This window comes from Acinetobacter sp. neg1 (assembly GCF_000788125.1).
GTDB lineage: Bacteria > Pseudomonadota > Gammaproteobacteria > Pseudomonadales > Moraxellaceae > Acinetobacter > Acinetobacter vivianii.
This window is the reverse complement of the sequence record NZ_JSZD01000006.1, coordinates 1,126,960-1,143,315: the sequence shown is the minus strand read 5'-3', so window position 1 is coordinate 1,143,315 and position 16,356 is coordinate 1,126,960. Positions and strand designations below refer to the sequence as shown.

The window sequence follows — 16,356 nt, the reverse complement described above, 5'->3', positions numbered from 1 at the left end:
GGGAAAAATGATAGAAGTGGTCGATGGGCAACGTCAGCTCAATGCGTGTAAACGAATCGTTGTTAAAATCGGATCATCTTTACTCACTGCAAATGGGCAAGGTCTAGATTTAAATGCAATTTCGCACTGGGCGAAACAGATTGCAGATCTACACAATGCCGGACATGAGATTATTCTGGTGTCTTCAGGTGCAGTTGCAGAAGGGATGGTACGCATGAAACTTGCGAGTCGACCCACCGATCTACCCAGTTTGCAAGCTTGTGCGGCCATTGGCCAAATGGGCCTGATCCATACTTGGTCAAGTGTGCTTGATCAGCATGGTATCCAGACCGCACAGGTTTTACTCACGCATGATGATCTTGCTGATCGTCGTCGTTACCTCAACTCATGTGATGCATTGCAGAATCTGATTGATTGGCATGTGATTCCAGTCATTAATGAAAATGACACCGTATCTACTGACGAAATCCGTTTTGGTGATAATGATACCTTGGCTGCTATGGTTGCAGGTCAGGTACATGCAGAATTACTCATTATCCTGACAGATCAGCAGGGGATGTTTGATTCTGATCCACGCAGTAATCCAGATGCGAAACTGTTTTCAGCCGTTCGCGCACTTGATGATAGCCTGTTCGAGATGGCAGGTGGCGGTGGTGTACTGGGTCGTGGCGGTATGGTGACTAAGGTTCGTGCAGCACGTCTCGCAGCGAGATCAGGTTGCCCGACATTGATTGCCAGTGGTGAAAGTGACAATGTACTAGCACGCTTAATGGCGGGCGAGATGTTGGGCACTTTATTTACGACAGACAATGATCGAGTCACAGCACATCAGCAATGGCTTGCAGCGCATTTGCAAACGGCCGGGCGTTTAGTGATTGATGATGGTGCCGTTGAAGCGATTAAGCGCAAGCACCGTAGTCTTTTACCTGTGGGTGTGAAAGCGATTGAAGGACATTTTGATCGTGGTGATGTGGTGGAATGTGTTGATAAAAACGGTGGTCGTATTGCGGTTGGGCGTGTCAATTTTAGTTCACGTTCAGCAGAAATGATCAAAGGTTTATCATCAGAAAAAGTCTATCAGGTGTTAGGTGAAGCACGTTCACTTGAAATGATTCATCGAGATCATATGGCGATTTATTAAATTGTCATCCATAAAAAAGCTCGCTTTAAGCGGGCTTTTTTATGTCTACTGATTTTGTATATTTGGAATCCAGAACTGGTAATCCTTTTTGCTCACCCATCATATAAGGGTAGTCTGCAAGTGAAAGCATCTCTAAATCTTCTTCACTATTGCCATAGGCATAAACCGCATGATAATTGTCTAAATGATACTTTTCTAAAATACGTACTTTCTTCTGTTCGCAACTACAGTCTTCAGAGCTATATTTTCCTGTTAACAGACCATCTTTTGTTTCGGTCTGGGTGCAGATTAAATCAATCTTGAGCACATCACAGATTGGAGCGAGATAAAGGTCAACCGAAGCCGAGACCAGAACTACATGGTCACCGCGTTGTTGGTGCTGTCGAAGTTGGTTAAGTAAATCTGGATCTAATTTTTTAAATAATTTTTGAGTATATTCCTGTGCTAATTTTTCCACAAAATCGATCGGCGTATCTTTAAACATGGTTTCAAATAGACGTGGTCGCATTGCATGCGCAGGGTAAAGGCGTAAATAGTAGGCCTGAATCCAAGGCAGGATTTTCAGACCTCTTTTAACAATGTGGCGTTTTGATAGCGCAAAGAAAATAAATCCCGTGAAACTGTCTTTGGGATAAAGTGTTCCATCAAAATCAAATAAGGCAAGATTTACAGTTTTATACGTTTCGCTCTTTGCATGCATGCTTCATATCGTCCATTTACACGACTTGCGAACCAATTGGTATTGTAATCACGGCTGAGTTTAGGCCCTGAAATAATCACCTCAGGCATAATTGCATAAATTGGTTCTTTATTAGTTTTAGTTTGATAGAGTTTTTGAACCGCTAGGTAAGTCTGTGTATCTTCAAATTTTCTCTCTTTTTCTTTCTTTAAATCCGCACGAATTTGACGTGGCGTCACCAAAATCCTATTACTGGTAAATGCAGCAATAATTTCTTTTTCTGACTGGCTCAATGCGGATTGTGGATTACCATCTTTATTATAAAGTAATAAATCGCCATCTAAATCAAGATCTTTATCTTGGATTACTTCAAGCATCTTTTGGAAAGCAGCATTACGGCTTGAATACATCCCCGAATTATAGTCTGCAAAGCGGTAAATGGCTTTATCATAATCGGTCGAATATTCCATTAGGCGATGAATACCATAATATAACCCACCGTATTGGGTATAGAGGTCATCACGCAATTCTGCAATATTGCCACTTTGGCGCTTATGCTCTTTGGCATAGTTAATATGTACTTGCATTGAACCCAGCGTGGTGATTGGATTCATTTTCTCGCCAATATCTTGGCCAATTAATTTAGCAGCACCAGTTAAAGCACTCACATGATAATGCTTTGACATATAGTCAAAGATTTCACGATAGAGGAGATCCAGTTCGCGTTCAGTTTTTACTTTGCGCATCTGGCTCATGTAATTATTTTCTGGAGAAGGCTGATTTTTCAACACATCTTCGAAATAACCTGCCACCGTACCGCCAATCGTTTCACCTAGCTTGGCTTCGAACTTTTCCTTGAGTCGGGTATTGATTTCCTGAACAGCTTTTTCACCTAAGCCAGGAACAGCAGGGTCGGCAACAAAGTTAGATTCCTGATCCACGACCGCCACAATGCTGCACACATTTTGCTTGGATTTCGGAATACTCAATTGTTGCATGATGTCAAAAATATCTTGCGACCATGACTCACGATCATTTACGCGCGGCGGAAGAACTTTTTTGATCTGTTCTGCCTTCATTTCAGGTTCTTTACTATTTGACCACCAAGCATTATCGCCACAAGCAGTTAAGCTTATGCTAATTGCCAACAGGCTAAATGTTTTGAGTAGAGGACGAGTCGAAACAGATTTGTTCATAATGAAGACAACACCGCACAAAAAGATGAGCCGAACGGGCGAATGAAGTATACTATGTTGGTCAGAAATTGTAAGAAAATATATGTATATTGGTTCGTATCAACTGTCAAATAATTTGATCGTTGCCCCTATGGCCGGCGTAACAGACCGTCCATTTAGAACGCTATGTAAGTACTTTGGTGCAGGACATGCAGTCAGTGAAATGATGACCGCAGACAAGACCTTGCGCATGAGCAAGAAGAGCCTTTATCGGGCTAATTTTGATGGTGAGCTGGCGCCAATCTCTGCACAAATCGCAGGTTCTGATCCTGAACAACTGGCGGAAGCCGCACGTTATCAGGTGGCAAATGGGGCGCAAATTGTTGATATCAATATGGGTTGTCCAGCCAAAAAAGTCTGCAATAAATTGGCAGGTTCGGCGTTATTACAAGATGAAGATCTCGTCGCCCGTATTCTGGATGCCGTAGTTGCAGCCGTTGATGTGCCTGTAACCTTGAAAACCCGTTTGGGCTTTTTAAATGGTCATGAAAATATTTTACGTGTGGCGAAACGTGCCGAAGAGTCAGGAATTGCTGCCTTAGCTTTACATGGTCGTACCCGTGAAGATATGTATTTAAATACGGCACGTTATGAACTGATCAAGCAGGTGAAAGAGCTGATTGATATTCCATTGATTGCCAATGGTGATATTGATAGTCCTGAAAAAGCTAAATATGTGCTGGATTACACAGGCGCAGATGCCATTATGATCGGGCGTGCTGCTCAAGGCCGACCATGGATCTTTCGGGAAATTGCTCACTATTTGAAAACGGGTGAACATCTCGCCGCGCCAGATATTGCAGAAGTTAAGGCAGTTTTATTGGGACATCTGGCTGAACTGTATGAGTTCTACGGTGAGTATTCTGGCTGTCGTATCGCGCGTAAGCATATTGCTTGGTACACCAAAGGATTACGTTCAAGTAATGAGTTTCGTCAGAATATGTACAAAGTGGAAAATACCGCGGAGCAGGCAAAAGTCGTTGAGAGTTACTTTGATCAATTACTGGATCAAGGGCAGCGGATGAGCGATGTGCAGGCTGAGCAAGTTAATTTGCTGGATATTAAATAATTAGTCTTGTTTGATGTAAAAAAGCCTGTAATCAATTACAGGCTTTTTATTTGATTATTCTAAGTGAGCAGTGATTTTTTGCAGAATTTGCAGAATCACATCAAATTCACTTTGTAATGGCGTACTTTTACGTGTGACTAGGGCCAGCGTACGGCTTGGGGCAGCTTCAATCGATTTCACGTCAATATCTTCATTAAAGTGAATCATGCTGTTCTTCAAGGCAATCTCTGGTAACAGGGTAAAGCCAAGATCAGACGATACCATTTCCACCAGTGTTGGCAATGAGCTCGCTTTTAAACGGTGATCATTTTTACGCTCACCCACAGGGCAGGCACTTAAAGCATGGTCACGTAAACAGTGTCCTTCTTCAAGCAACATCAGGCGTGATAAATCGAGGTCATCGAGAGAGTTTGCATTTGCCGCATTGGTATCTTTTTTGTTGTACACCAAGAACAAATGTTCTTTCGCAATTTCGGCAACTTTAAGGCTGCGTGTGTCGAAAGGAAGAGCCAGTACAATCATGTCCAGATTGCCGTGTTCCAGCTTTTCTACAATTTTCTCACTTTGCGCTTCATGTAGATGCAACTGGATTTTTGGCAGTTGTTGATGCACTTCTTCTAGCAATTGCGTCAGGATAAATGGCGCAATCGTTGGAATAATACCAAGATGCAAATCACCTGTGAGTGGTTCACTCATTTCACGGCTTAAGCGCATCAAATCCTGAGCATCGGCAAGTAGTACGCGGGCACGTGCCACAACCTGTTCACCCAAAGGTGTTAAACGGACGTTTTGACGATCACGCTCAACTAAGACGCCACCTAATAAGCGCTCTAATTCCATGATGCCGCCAGACAGAGTCGACTGGGTGACAAAGGAACGACGCGCTGCTTCAGTAAAATGTAAAGTTTCTGACAACGTAACTAAATATGATAGCTGTCTTAATGAGGGTAATGCAGCCATAGAGTCCTAGTGTGATGATCTAAAGTGGTGAGCAAACAAACCACTAAGTTGTGGAATGAAATGTGCAGGAATATCATGCCCCATTCCTTGGATTAATTCAAACTTAGCACCAGAAATTGCTTTTGCAACAGCTTTCCCGTGACTTGGTGGTAACAGTCGGTCTTTTGATCCGTGTACAACCAGTGTCGGCTGAGTCATCGTTTTGTTCAATGGTAACAGAGAACCCGTACATAATATTGCTAAAAACTGTTGAAGTACACCCGCTGGATAAAAACTACGACGATATAATTTGCGAATGGTTTGAATTGATTCAACTGGATTGACATAACCTGGCGAACCAATAATACGGAAAACATTCAGGCTGTGATTGATAATAGTTTCTTCATCATGTGCAGCTGGCTTACCGAGTAGGCTAAAAAGTTGTTTCGGATAAGGTGGTGGTAGAAGCGGTTGATTATTGCTGGTAAATAATAAGCCGACCTTTTCCACTTTTTCTGGATATTTTGCCGCAACAATTTGTGAAATCATACCGCCCATAGAGGCACCCAGAATATAGGTTTTCTCTAGGCCAAGCTGGTCAATCAGCATCGCAACATCATCAGCCATATCATAAAGCGTGTAGGGTGCACCTTCATTACCCAGACCGAACATAAAGCGGCTCATCAATTTCATGGTATTGAGCCTTTTGCCTTTATTACGGATTTTAGAAGATAGACCGATGTCACGGTTATCAAAACGGATGACTCGGAAGCCTTGATCAATCAGTGCCTTACAGAAAAAATCAGGCCAGAATAACATTTGTGCGCCTAAACCCATGATCAGTAAAATCGTTGGGTGTTCAGGATTACCACCAATTTCAACATGCAATTCAATGCCATTGCCCAAAGTTACTTTGGTTTCTTGCATAAAGGAAGCGTATGGCGACACATTAAACTGGAGGGCACTGTTCATGATATTCGTTCCGAATTGAATTCTTTTTATCGCTTAAGGGCTTGCTGGACATTCTTTTCTCAGCAAACCCTCGTATTTAAAACCTAAACCTGTGCTGGAATCAAGTCCGGAACCAGTTTGGTTAAGGTTAAACGTTGTTTACCCGCAGTTGCACCTAACAGAACAAATCCTCTTAAGGTACCTTCGCCATCTGCGGCTTTCGCAAGCATCCCATCTTCAAATTCTTCAGTTTCCCAGTTCACCTCAACATCCAGTGGTGCTGGTAATACGGTTAATGGTGCGGCAGGGGTTTTCACTGCGACTGGCATGGCAGGGTAGTGAACAGCAGTACTTTGACCACTCAAGGTTTTTGCTAAGGCACGGGCTTGTTGCATGATCGGCATGACAAATGGAAGCAAAGTACCATTCACTTCAGCACAGTCACCCACGGCATAAATATCAGCCTGATTGGTTTCTAATAAAGTATTGGTAATGATGCCACGACTGGTCTGGATGTCTGCTGCCTTAGCTAAAGCAATATTTGGCTGTAAACCAATTGCAGAAAGGACAATATCTGCAACTAAGGTTTGACCATTGGCTAAAGTGACTGCATAGTCTTCGCCATCATTAATTTTCGTGACTTTTTCAACGGTCGTTGAAAGAGCAAATTTAATACCTGCCTGTTCTAAATTGGTTCTAAATGCATCTGCCACATGGTTTGGCAATAAACGACCTAAAGGCTGTGGTGCAAGATCAATGACCGTTACTTCATAATCACTGTGCAGTAAGTCATTGGCAAATTCACAGCCAATCAGGCCGGCACCCAGAATCACAACACGTTTGTCTTTACGTTTCGACAGATTTTCACGGAAAGTACGATAGTCAATCAGGGAGTTCACTACGTGGATGTCTTCGCTACCGTCACCCGCAATCGCTAAACGGATTGGATTTGCGCCGACTGCGAGGACCAATTTTGAATAAGGTTGGGTAATGCTTTCGCCATTTTTTTCTAAAATAATTTCATGTTTTTCGGCATGGATTTCTTTGACCCAAGTTTCTGCTTCGATGCGCATATTCAATTGGGTCGCCATTTTTGCAGCATCGCCTAACGCAATTTGTTCGGGTGCTTTTTTACCTGCAAAGGCATTTGATAATGTTGGTTTTGCATAATTTACCGCATCGTCCGCACAGATCATGACCAGCTCTTGCTCTGGGCTTAATTTGCGAAATTCTCGTGCAACGGTATATCCAGCCATACCTGATCCGATGATGACGATAGGGTGCATTATATTCTCCAGTATTTTCTTATTTAAAAATGAACGCTCAGAAAAAAAGACCATGATTTTCATAGTCTTTTTTCTTTGATCTTTAGATTTCAACCATTTCAAAATCAGCTTTTGAAACGCCGCAATCTGGGCAAGTCCAGTCATCAGGAATATCTTCCCATTTGGTTCCTGCTGCAATGCCGTCTTGTGGCCAACCTTCTGCTTCGTCGTAAATCCAACCACAAACGATACATTGATATTTTTTCATGTGACTCTCCAAACTGATCGGTATGCTCAAGTTGCCTTTCAGTAAAACTATTCCGTAATGTCGCTATGATCGCTGCAATAGGAACTAACTTATGTTAATCGGGAATTAGATTTTTACGCAGAACGACATTTAAGTAAAGTAAATGCAAGAGTTTAATCATTTATTCAAAAAGCGATATGGCAATTCTATCTGAAAGTCTTGTTATTTGAGCAATTGCTCTAAATTTTTATCAAAAGTTCAGGATTTATATAATGAATAAAGCCAATCGTATAAAAATAGTATGTATAAAAAACAAACATTCAAAATCAAGTTATGATGAAGAAAACAACGATAGAAGGAGAATAGCGCATGGAAACCTTATCTTATAATATTAAAATTTATGCGACCCCTGAAAAAGTCTGGCAGGTGCTTTGGTCACCTGAAAGTTATCCAGAATGGACTAAGTTCTTTGCCTGTGATTCCACCATGAAAACAGACTGGAAAATAGGGGGTAGAACCTATTTTGGTGATGGTAAAGGCAATGGCATGGTCTCTACCATTGAAAGTCTGGATGAACCGAAAGAGGTTGTGTTTAAACATCTGGGAATGATCAAGAATGGTCAGGAAGATCTGGACAGTGATGAAGTCAAAGACTGGGTAGGCGCTTTGGAAAAATATATGTTGTTCGATTTTAATGGCGAAACGCAACTGCATGTTGAAGTGGATATTCAGCCAGAGCATGTAGAATTTATGAATAAAGGCTTTGATCAGGGACTCGCCATGGTCAAACATCTGGCTGAAAAATAAGCTCTGAGAATGTTGATTTAACCAGGCCAACTGTTGCGTAATCTCGATTCAAAATTGATAAATATTCATTTTTTTGAATTGTCTGATTGAAATAATACGAAAATGGGTTGTGATCTGCTATTCTATGTCACTTCATTTTTTACTTAATCGAGGCAGAGATGACGCAACAAAACGCTCAATCGACTTCTGAACAAACACTTTCCGAAAACGATTTAATCGCACAGCGTCATGCCAAGTTAAAGCAAATCCAAGAGACTGCAAAACAAACAGGTAAGAGCCCGTGGCCAAACACGTTTAAACGTGAACACTATACAGCTGATTTGCAAGAACAATTTAAAGATCAAGATAAAGCACAAATAGAAGGTGCTGAAAAAGTTTATGTCAAGGTTGCTGGTCGTGTGATGCTTAACCGTGGATCATTTATCGTGATTCAGGACATGACAGGTCGTATCCAACTTTATGTGGATCGTAAAGGTTTACCAGCAGACGTTTTAGAAACGATCAAGAGTCTGGATCTTGGCGATATTATTGCTGCTGAAGGCTATATCGGTCGTTCTGGTAAAGGTGACTTATATGTACACCTTGAAGGTTTTGAATTACTGACTAAATCATTACGTCCACTGCCAGACAAATTCCATGGTTTAACTGATACTGAAGCGAAATATCGTAAACGTTATCTCGACCTGATTGTAAACGAAGAAACGCGTAAGACTTTCGAGATTCGTGCCAAAGTGGTAGCGGGTATTCGTGCATTCTTAACCAATGAACGTTTCATGGAAGTTGAAACGCCGATGATGCATGTGATTCCAGGTGGCGCATCTGCGAAGCCGTTCGTCACGCATCATAATGCATTGGATATGGAGCTTTATCTCCGTATCGCACCAGAACTTTATTTGAAACGTTTGGTTGTTGGTGGTTTCGAGCGTGTGTTTGAAATTAACCGTAACTTCCGTAACGAAGGTGTTTCAACACGTCATAACCCAGAATTCACCATGATCGAATTCTATCAAGCTTATGCTGACTATAAAGACTTGATGGTATTGACTGAGAATATGCTTGAAAAGCTGGCAATTGATATTTTAGGTACTACTGATGTGCCGTATGGTGAAGAAGTTTATAGCTTCAAAGGCCCATTCAAGAAAATCTCAATGTTTGATGCGATTCTTGAACATAACCCAGATTTCACCCCTGAAAATGTCAATGATCGTGAGTTCTTGGCGAAATTTACTCAAGAAGTGTTAAAAGAGCAAGTTAAACCTGGTTTTGGTTTAGGTAAGTTGCAAACGATCGTGTTTGAAGAAACGGTAGAAACTAAGTTACGCCAGCCAACATTCATTACTGAATATCCAGCTGAAACCTCACCGCTTGCACGCCGTAATGACGACAATCCGCATATTACGGATCGTTTCGAATTCTTTATCGGTGGTCGTGAGTTAGCCAATGGCTTCTCTGAGTTAAATGACCCGATTGATCAGGCTGAGCGCTTCCAGGCACAGGTTGCTGAAAAAGATGCAGGTGATGATGAAGCAATGCATTACGATGCTGACTTTATTGAAGCATTGGAATATGGTTTACCGCCTACAGCAGGTCAGGGTATTGGTATTGACCGTTTGGTGATGTTATTTGCTAATGCACCAAGTATTCGTGATGTACTTTTATTCCCGCATATGCGCCGTAAAGATTAATATTCTTTATCTTAAAAAAGCCACGTTTAGCGTGGCTTTTTTTATGCTTGAATGAGTTATTCAGCTTGCATTTCTTTTGCTAACTTTTCTGCGGCCTGCATAATTTTAGGTGTAACGCTATCCATTCGTTTATAGCCCACTTGCATGCTTTTTTGCATCACGATTGGCATTTTATCAATCATGGATTGCCCTACAGGTGTTTTATAGAATTGGATCATGCCATTAATTTCCTCTTGGGTAAATTCTTCGGCATAGATTTTAATCATTTCTGGTTCTAACTTTGCCCATGTCAATTCCTCTTGCATAATTTTGCCAAGTTCCTGAGAATAATTAACCATGGCAAGTTCTTGTTTTGTTGTTAATTTTTTGCCTTGAGTGATCTTATCCATATTTGAATGCATCATGCTATTCATCTGCTGACTCATTTGACCAAGAAATTGTTCAGACTTGGTTATCTTTAATAACTCTTTTACAGATTGGTTTGACGCTGGCTGAGCAAACGCAGGAATTGAGATTGCTACCGCAATAATAAATGTCGCAATAATTTTCATTATTTGATTTCAGTCGTGTTATAGGTGAAATAAATGTTACTGATAGGCATCAATTATTGTCAATTTTATCCTGCATGTTAAAAAATGTAATTGTTTCGTTTGACGATTGAAATGTGCTCATAAACCAACGATCATGTGTCCATAAATAAATTTGAGAACAGTCTGGACATGTTTTTAAAAAAATCGCTTTGTATCGCATTATTTGCTGCTCTTTCTTCTCCTGTATTTGCTCAGGGTCTTGTACTCAACGATGAAAATTTAAGAACGGATTTAAACTGGTTAAACCAGCAAGGTGTCATCCAAATCAGTACATCGACTTGGCCAATGAGCGGTGATGAAATTCAACGTGCATTGTCACAAGCAAAAGTGAGCAATAACACGCAGCAGAAAGTCATTAACTCTGTATTGAATGCATTACAGGCAGATAATGAAACAGTCAAAGTCGGTTTACATGCAGGTACTGATCTTAAAACTGTTCCTCAGGCTTTTGGTGATAACCAGAAATCTCAATATCAGGCAGCTGTTGAGTTTAATGCAGGTGGCGAGAATTGGGATGCCAAACTGCGTGTCAATGGAGAGAAAGATCCATTGATTGATAATGGAAACGACGTCAATGTCGAAGGTTCGTATATCGCAGGTAAACTTTGGAACCAATGGATTGTCGCTGGTCAAATTCCGACGTATTGGGGACCGGGACATGATGGCAGCTTGATTCGTGGTGATGCCAGCCGTCCAGTATATGGTGTGACAATGCAACGTGCAGTTCAAGATGCATTTGAAACCAAATGGTTGTCTTGGATTGGGCCGTGGCAATATCAGGCTTTTGCTGGTCAGTTAGATGATTATAAAGCTGTTCCCGACACAAAATTAATTGGTTTGCGCTTAACTGCACGACCATTTCCAGCTTTAGAACTCGGTGCTTCACGTGCGATTCAGTGGGGTGGAGAAGGACGACCTGAAAGCTTTAGCTCATTATGGGATGCTTGGACAGGCACCAAAGACAATGGTGGTACAGGTAAAGAAGATCCATCTAACCAGATTGCGGGCTTTGATGGTCGCTTATTCTTACAACCATTATTTAATGTGCCAGTTAGTTTATATACACAATTTGTAGGTGAAGATGAAGCAGGTGGTCTACCTGCAAAATATATGTACCTCGGTGGTGCCGATTTCTCATCAAGCTATAAAAATATGCCGTACCAACTCTACGCAGAATGGGCGGACACACGTACCAATGGCGAAGCAAAAGGTATTTCATATAGCCATACCACATATAAAGATGGTTACTACCAGCATGGGTTCCCATTAGGTCATGCAATGGGTGGCGATGGTCAAATGTATTCGGTTGGTGGTGATATTCGTTTTGATGTGATGAATCGCCTGAGTGGACGTTTACTATATGCAAATGTCAGTCAAACAAGCCGTGTCGAATTGAATAACGATGCATTTCCTAAAGCAGATAAGATTAAAGGTTTAGATGTAACCTGGACACATTATCTAAAACCAACAATTCCATTGAAAGTGAATGGTTGGGTGAGTGATTCTGACCTACATGGCAGTGATGGTGGTGTTTCTGTAGGCGTTGAAATTCCATTAGAAACAAAAATGTTCCGCTTTTAAACAAAGTTGAGCCGATAAAAAAGAAGTCCAGATGGGCTTCTTTTTTTTAATTTATTCATGTGAAAGTGGTTGTATTGATATTCCATAAACTTATTTTCATATCATAATTTTGCATATTGATATGAAAAAACAAGCTAAAGAATCGAATCTAAATTATTATAATGAATATCCTTTACTCGATCGTGAAAGTAGCGCGAGTAAGAATCTTGATATCATGAAAAATTGGAGTTGTTATGGCACTCGTTCCTCCACACAGTCTTCAAAGTGGTGGTTTGATACTACTTATAGATTTTATGGATAGCATGGATAAGGGGGAAATTGTACATGACTGAAAATAGATTAACGCACCTCAAGCAACTTGAGGCAGAAAGTATTCATATTATTCGTGAAGTTGCAGCCGAATTTGAAAATCCTGTGATGCTTTACTCAATTGGTAAAGACTCAGCAGTGATGTTGCATCTTGCACTCAAAGCTTTCTATCCGGCAAAACTTCCATTCCCGTTGTTGCATGTAGATACGGGCTGGAAGTTTAAAGACATGATCGCTTTCCGTGACAACATGGCAAAAACACACGGCTTTGATTTGATCGTTCACCAAAATGTTGAAGGTCGTGATGCAGGGATCAATCCATTTGATCACGGTAGTTCAAAATATACCGACATCATGAAAACCCAAGGTTTAAAGCAAGCCTTGGATAAGTATCAGTTTGATGCTGCATTTGGTGGCGCTCGTCGTGATGAAGAAAAATCACGTGCCAAAGAACGTGTGTATTCGTTCCGTGATAGTAAGCATCGTTGGGATCCTAAGAACCAGCGTCCAGAACTTTGGAATCTTTACAACGGTAAAGTGAACAAGGGTGAGAGTATTCGTGTATTCCCATTATCGAACTGGACTGAGTTAGATATCTGGCAATATATTTATCTGGAAAATATCCAGATTGTTCCTCTTTATTTCTCTGCAGTTCGTCCTGTGGTTGAACGCAGTGGCACGTTGATCATGGTGGATGATGAACGTATGCGCTTAAAAGAGGGTGAAGTTCCACAAATGAAATCGGTACGTTTCCGTACACTTGGCTGTTATCCGTTAACAGGGGCAGTTGAGTCTGAAGCAGATACCTTGCCTGAAATTATTCAGGAAATGCTTTTAGCAACCAGTTCTGAGCGTCAGGGTCGTATGATTGACCACGACGAAGCGGGCTCGATGGAAAAGAAAAAGCAAGAAGGTTATTTCTAGTTTCCTTAAGCAAGTCCCTCTTTTTAAAGAGGGATTTAGGGGGATTAAAAGCGATTTCTAAAGAATATGTGGAGTTTTGAGCAATGTCTCATCAATCAGATCTTATTAGCCAAGATATCTTGGGTTATTTAAAACAACATGAACAAAAAGACTTATTGCGCTTTTTGACTTGCGGTAACGTCGATGATGGTAAAAGTACTTTAATTGGTCGTTTACTTTACGATTCAAAATTGATTTATGAAGATCAATTGCAAGCTGTAACACGCGACAGTAAGAAAGTGGGAACTACAGGTGATGCACCTGACCTTGCTTTGCTGGTCGATGGTCTACAGGCTGAACGTGAGCAGGGTATTACCATTGATGTAGCTTATCGTTATTTCTCTACTGAAAAGCGTAAGTTCATCATTGCGGATACGCCTGGACATGAACAATACACACGTAACATGGCAACAGGTGCATCCACTGCCGATCTTGCCATTATCCTGATTGATGCACGTTATGGTGTGCAAACGCAAACTCGCCGTCATTCATTTATTGCTAGCTTACTCGGTATTAAAAATATCGTCGTTGCGATTAATAAAATGGACTTGGTTGAATTCTCTGAAGCGCGTTTCAACGAAATTCAGGTTGAATATGATGCATTTGTAAGCCAACTTGGCGATCGTCGTCCTGAGAATATTTTATTCGTGCCAATCTCGGCATTGAATGGCGATAATGTGGTGAACCCATCTGCAAGCACGCCATGGTACAAGGGTCAAACCTTGATGAGCATTCTTGAGTCTGTGGAAATTAAGCGCGAATCAAATAAACATGAATTCCGTTTCCCAGTTCAGTATGTAAACCGTCCAAACCTTGATTTCCGTGGTTTTGCCGGAACGATTGCATTAGGTGCAATCAATGTGGGTGATGAGATTGTTGCATTGCCATCAGGCAAGAAATCAACGGTGAAAGAGATTGTCACTTTTGATGGCAATCTTGAGCAGGCCGTTGCAGGTCAGGCCGTGACTTTAACTTTAAATGATGAAATTGATATTTCTCGTGGTAACGTTTTAGTCCGTGCGGGCGAGCAGCCTTTGATTTCACGTAGTGTACGTGCTTCAGTGGTCTGGATGAATGAACATCCATTGGTGAAAGGTAAGCTTTACAACGTCAAAATTGGTACTCAGACAGTTCCGGCTAAAGTCACTGCAATTAACTTCCGTGTCAATGTAAATACATTAGAGCATACGCAAGTTGAAGAGCTTGAACTGAATGCAATTGCGGATGTAGTGGTTGAGTTTGATGCACCAGTGGTCTTTGACCAATATCAAGACAGCCGTTATACAGGTTCATTTATCTTTATTGACCGTTTAAGCAACGTCACTGTTGGTGCAGGTATGGTTGAAGCGGCAGTTGAATGGACGGCACATAGCAATCCTGTGACTGCGGAAGATCGTGCAGGTCGTTTAGGTCAGAAGCCTGCGGTGATTGGTGTTTCTGCACAGTTAGTCGAGAAAGCTCAAGCTTTAGAGAGCTTGTTGATTCAGCAAGGTGTGGTTGCGATTGCAAAAGCTAATTTAACGGCTGAGCAAATTGCATTGTTACGTGAAACAGGTGTGGTGGTTATTACAACGACTGTGGACGTTACAGATACAGATATTACTGCTGAAACAGTTGAAGAAGCCGCTGAGAAAGTAGTGGAATTGGTTCGTCTTTAATAGACTGAATTGATTTGAAAAAAACCCGCGTAAGCGGGTTTTTTTTATGCTTATGGCTTTAACCGTCTAATAATAAATCATTTAAAATATATATGATATTTCACATAAAATATTTCTCTATACAATGCCTGCCTTAGAGAGGTATTTATGAAAAAAATATTATTTTTAATGGGTTTATGTCTGGCTTTTAATGTTGAGGCCAAACAGGTAGGGAATAGCACAGCGGCAATTAAACGAAAAATTATTCAAGAATCTATTGAGAGCTATCCAGGTAATTGCCCATGCCCCTATAACACTGCACGTAATGGCAGTCGCTGTGGAAAACGTAGTGCCTATAACCGTGCAGGCGGATACACACCTTATTGTTATCCAGAGGATGTGAGTGATCGAAAGGTAAAAGAGTATAAAGAAAAGAAAAACTTAGCCTGAAAAAAAAGCCCCTGCAATAGGGGCTTCTTAATAAATCAAAGCTGCCTTTTTAAAAGGCATGCATGGATAATCTACAAATATATTGTTGGGGATCTAAAGGATAGTTTTTAATTAGTTTTAAGAAAACAGCCTGATCACCCTGATACAAAGCACGAGTTGCTTCTTCGTAATTGGGCATGTTGCCTAACATCGCCGACATAAAGCGATCAGTGGCTTGCTTGGCAAGCATGATATTGCTTTCAGATGCTGGGTCATTCAATTCCTTATCTATCAGCTTTCGAATCACGGCTGATGCACTGGCACTCTGTTGGTCTAACCAGTCCCAATGTTTTTTCTGTAAAGTAATTTCACGAGAGATAACGCCGAGCTTCGGTCGCCCAACTTTCTTTGCTGGCTCAGGCTCGCTATAACGTTGTTGGATTTCTTGTTCAGAGCCAGAAAGATCAAGATCAATTTGTCGGCCAGTTTGATCATTGAAAATCAAAATATTCTCGGCAGTTTCAGAAAGATGTTTGAGCTTTAATGCAATGTCAGGAAGTTGCGCTTGAGCAATCAGCGTGTGACCTGAAAAAGCAGTATAGGTATTTTGAGTATTCATTTTATTTAAATATTTTTATACGGGTAAAACAATATTATCAGGGTAAAAATAAATTGGCAAACAAATTCATTCATCTTCTAAAAGGAACCTGAACTCGTTGGGGTAGATTTTGGAAACCGATATAAAAAATTATGCAGATAGAATGCCAATTTTCATTTTTATTCTGCTTTGATAACGCTTTTATGAGACAATGTTTCTTTATTTATGTGT

General features: G+C 41.0%; 16 protein-coding genes. 8 read left to right on the top strand and 8 right to left on the bottom strand.

Annotated features, from left to right (window positions below; genetic code table 11):
• Positions 1-7 precede the first annotated feature (7 nt).
• Positions 8-1,141: a glutamate 5-kinase gene (gene proB, locus PJ15_RS06365; protein ID WP_004773675.1), complete on the top strand. Its 1,134-nt coding sequence runs from the start codon at positions 8-10 to the stop codon at positions 1,139-1,141.
• A gap of 25 nt (positions 1,142-1,166) precedes the next feature.
• Here proB and PJ15_RS06360 read toward each other — a convergent pair whose 3' ends face one another.
• Both PJ15_RS06360 and PJ15_RS06355 read right to left on the bottom strand, forming a co-directional pair.
• A complete protein-coding gene (locus PJ15_RS06360) occupies positions 1,167-1,841 on the bottom strand; it encodes an HAD family hydrolase (RefSeq protein ID WP_047429024.1) in 675 nt (224 codons plus the stop codon).
• A complete protein-coding gene (locus tag PJ15_RS06355) occupies positions 1,808-3,016 on the bottom strand; it encodes a DUF1615 family protein (protein WP_005258773.1) in 1,209 nt (402 codons plus the stop codon). The genes PJ15_RS06360 and PJ15_RS06355 overlap by 34 nt, the downstream gene beginning before the upstream one ends.
• A gap of 82 nt (positions 3,017-3,098) precedes the next feature.
• Between PJ15_RS06355 and dusB the strand changes: the two genes are divergently transcribed.
• On the top strand, positions 3,099-4,124 hold the full coding sequence (gene dusB, locus PJ15_RS06350) for a tRNA dihydrouridine synthase DusB (protein WP_047429023.1): 1,026 nt from the start codon (positions 3,099-3,101) through the stop codon (positions 4,122-4,124).
• A 54-nt stretch (positions 4,125-4,178) separates the two neighbouring features.
• Here dusB and oxyR read toward each other — a convergent pair whose 3' ends face one another.
• The 4 genes from oxyR to rubA all read right to left on the bottom strand — a co-directional run bounded on the left by oxyR (position 4,179) and on the right by rubA (position 7,547).
• Positions 4,179-5,084 carry a LysR family transcriptional regulator OxyR gene (gene oxyR / locus PJ15_RS06345; RefSeq protein WP_004773664.1) on the bottom strand — a complete coding sequence of 302 codons (906 nt, stop codon included), beginning with the start codon at positions 5,082-5,084 and terminating at the stop codon, positions 4,179-4,181.
• Positions 5,085-5,090: 6 nt separating this feature from the next.
• Complete coding sequence (gene estB / locus PJ15_RS06340) at positions 5,091-6,035, bottom strand: esterase EstB (RefSeq protein WP_004773662.1); 945 nt, start codon at positions 6,033-6,035, stop codon at positions 5,091-5,093.
• 83 nt (positions 6,036-6,118) lie between these two features.
• Complete coding sequence (gene rubB, locus PJ15_RS06335; protein ID WP_047429021.1) at positions 6,119-7,300, bottom strand: rubredoxin reductase RubB; 1,182 nt, start codon at positions 7,298-7,300, stop codon at positions 6,119-6,121.
• Positions 7,301-7,382: 82 nt separating this feature from the next.
• On the bottom strand, positions 7,383-7,547 hold the full coding sequence (gene rubA, locus PJ15_RS06330) for a rubredoxin RubA (protein WP_004678010.1): 165 nt from the start codon (positions 7,545-7,547) through the stop codon (positions 7,383-7,385).
• Positions 7,548-7,895: 348 nt separating this feature from the next.
• On the opposite strand from rubA, the gene PJ15_RS06325 reads away from it, so the two are divergent.
• Together PJ15_RS06325 and lysS are read left to right on the top strand one after the other, a co-directional pair.
• Entirely contained in the window at positions 7,896-8,333 is a 438-nt protein-coding gene (locus tag PJ15_RS06325) for an SRPBCC family protein (RefSeq protein ID WP_005258764.1), read from the top strand.
• Positions 8,334-8,491: 158 nt separating this feature from the next.
• A complete protein-coding gene (lysS, locus tag PJ15_RS06320; protein ID WP_004773657.1) occupies positions 8,492-10,018 on the top strand; it encodes a lysine--tRNA ligase in 1,527 nt (508 codons plus the stop codon).
• Positions 10,019-10,074: 56 nt separating this feature from the next.
• On the opposite strand, the gene PJ15_RS06315 is transcribed toward lysS, so the two are convergent.
• Positions 10,075-10,569 carry a DUF2059 domain-containing protein gene (locus PJ15_RS06315; protein WP_047429006.1) on the bottom strand — a complete coding sequence of 165 codons (495 nt, stop codon included), beginning with the start codon at positions 10,567-10,569 and terminating at the stop codon, positions 10,075-10,077.
• A 168-nt stretch (positions 10,570-10,737) separates the two neighbouring features.
• On the opposite strand from PJ15_RS06315, the gene PJ15_RS06310 reads away from it, so the two are divergent.
• The 4 genes from PJ15_RS06310 to PJ15_RS06295 all read left to right on the top strand — a co-directional run bounded on the left by PJ15_RS06310 (position 10,738) and on the right by PJ15_RS06295 (position 15,548).
• The gene (locus PJ15_RS06310; protein ID WP_047429004.1) at positions 10,738-12,189 is read left to right on the top strand and encodes a capsule assembly Wzi family protein; all 1,452 of its coding nucleotides are present in this window, start codon (positions 10,738-10,740) and stop codon (positions 12,187-12,189) included.
• Positions 12,190-12,513: 324 nt separating this feature from the next.
• Entirely contained in the window at positions 12,514-13,422 is a 909-nt protein-coding gene (cysD, locus tag PJ15_RS06305) for a sulfate adenylyltransferase subunit CysD (RefSeq protein ID WP_005231558.1), read from the top strand.
• Between the two features lie 83 nt (positions 13,423-13,505).
• The gene (cysN, locus tag PJ15_RS06300) at positions 13,506-15,119 is read left to right on the top strand and encodes a sulfate adenylyltransferase subunit CysN (protein WP_047429002.1); all 1,614 of its coding nucleotides are present in this window, start codon (positions 13,506-13,508) and stop codon (positions 15,117-15,119) included.
• A 147-nt stretch (positions 15,120-15,266) separates the two neighbouring features.
• Positions 15,267-15,548, top strand: a complete 282-nt coding sequence (locus PJ15_RS06295) for a hypothetical protein (protein WP_047429000.1) — start codon at positions 15,267-15,269, stop codon at positions 15,546-15,548.
• Positions 15,549-15,597: 49 nt separating this feature from the next.
• On the opposite strand, the gene PJ15_RS06290 is transcribed toward PJ15_RS06295, so the two are convergent.
• Positions 15,598-16,146: a DUF2239 family protein gene (locus PJ15_RS06290; RefSeq protein ID WP_005258754.1), complete on the bottom strand. Its 549-nt coding sequence runs from the start codon at positions 16,144-16,146 to the stop codon at positions 15,598-15,600.
• Positions 16,147-16,356 lie beyond the last annotated feature (210 nt).

Coding starts and splice junctions, on each gene's coding strand:
- proB (WP_004773675.1), top strand. CDS start 8: ATGATAGAAGTGGTCGATGGGCAACGTCAGCTCAATGCGTGTAAACGA.
- PJ15_RS06360 (WP_047429024.1), bottom strand. CDS start 1,841: ATGCATGCAAAGAGCGAAACGTATAAAACTGTAAATCTTGCCTTATTT.
- PJ15_RS06355 (WP_005258773.1), bottom strand. CDS start 3,016: ATGAACAAATCTGTTTCGACTCGTCCTCTACTCAAAACATTTAGCCTG.
- dusB (WP_047429023.1), top strand. CDS start 3,099: ATGTATATTGGTTCGTATCAACTGTCAAATAATTTGATCGTTGCCCCT.
- oxyR (WP_004773664.1), bottom strand. CDS start 5,084: ATGGCTGCATTACCCTCATTAAGACAGCTATCATATTTAGTTACGTTG.
- estB (WP_004773662.1), bottom strand. CDS start 6,035: ATGAACAGTGCCCTCCAGTTTAATGTGTCGCCATACGCTTCCTTTATG.
- rubB (WP_047429021.1), bottom strand. CDS start 7,300: ATGCACCCTATCGTCATCATCGGATCAGGTATGGCTGGATATACCGTT.
- rubA (WP_004678010.1), bottom strand. CDS start 7,547: ATGAAAAAATATCAATGTATCGTTTGTGGTTGGATTTACGACGAAGCA.
- PJ15_RS06325 (WP_005258764.1), top strand. CDS start 7,896: ATGGAAACCTTATCTTATAATATTAAAATTTATGCGACCCCTGAAAAA.
- lysS (WP_004773657.1), top strand. CDS start 8,492: ATGACGCAACAAAACGCTCAATCGACTTCTGAACAAACACTTTCCGAA.
- PJ15_RS06315 (WP_047429006.1), bottom strand. CDS start 10,569: ATGAAAATTATTGCGACATTTATTATTGCGGTAGCAATCTCAATTCCT.
- PJ15_RS06310 (WP_047429004.1), top strand. CDS start 10,738: ATGTTTTTAAAAAAATCGCTTTGTATCGCATTATTTGCTGCTCTTTCT.
- cysD (WP_005231558.1), top strand. CDS start 12,514: ATGACTGAAAATAGATTAACGCACCTCAAGCAACTTGAGGCAGAAAGT.
- cysN (WP_047429002.1), top strand. CDS start 13,506: ATGTCTCATCAATCAGATCTTATTAGCCAAGATATCTTGGGTTATTTA.
- PJ15_RS06295 (WP_047429000.1), top strand. CDS start 15,267: ATGAAAAAAATATTATTTTTAATGGGTTTATGTCTGGCTTTTAATGTT.
- PJ15_RS06290 (WP_005258754.1), bottom strand. CDS start 16,146: ATGAATACTCAAAATACCTATACTGCTTTTTCAGGTCACACGCTGATT.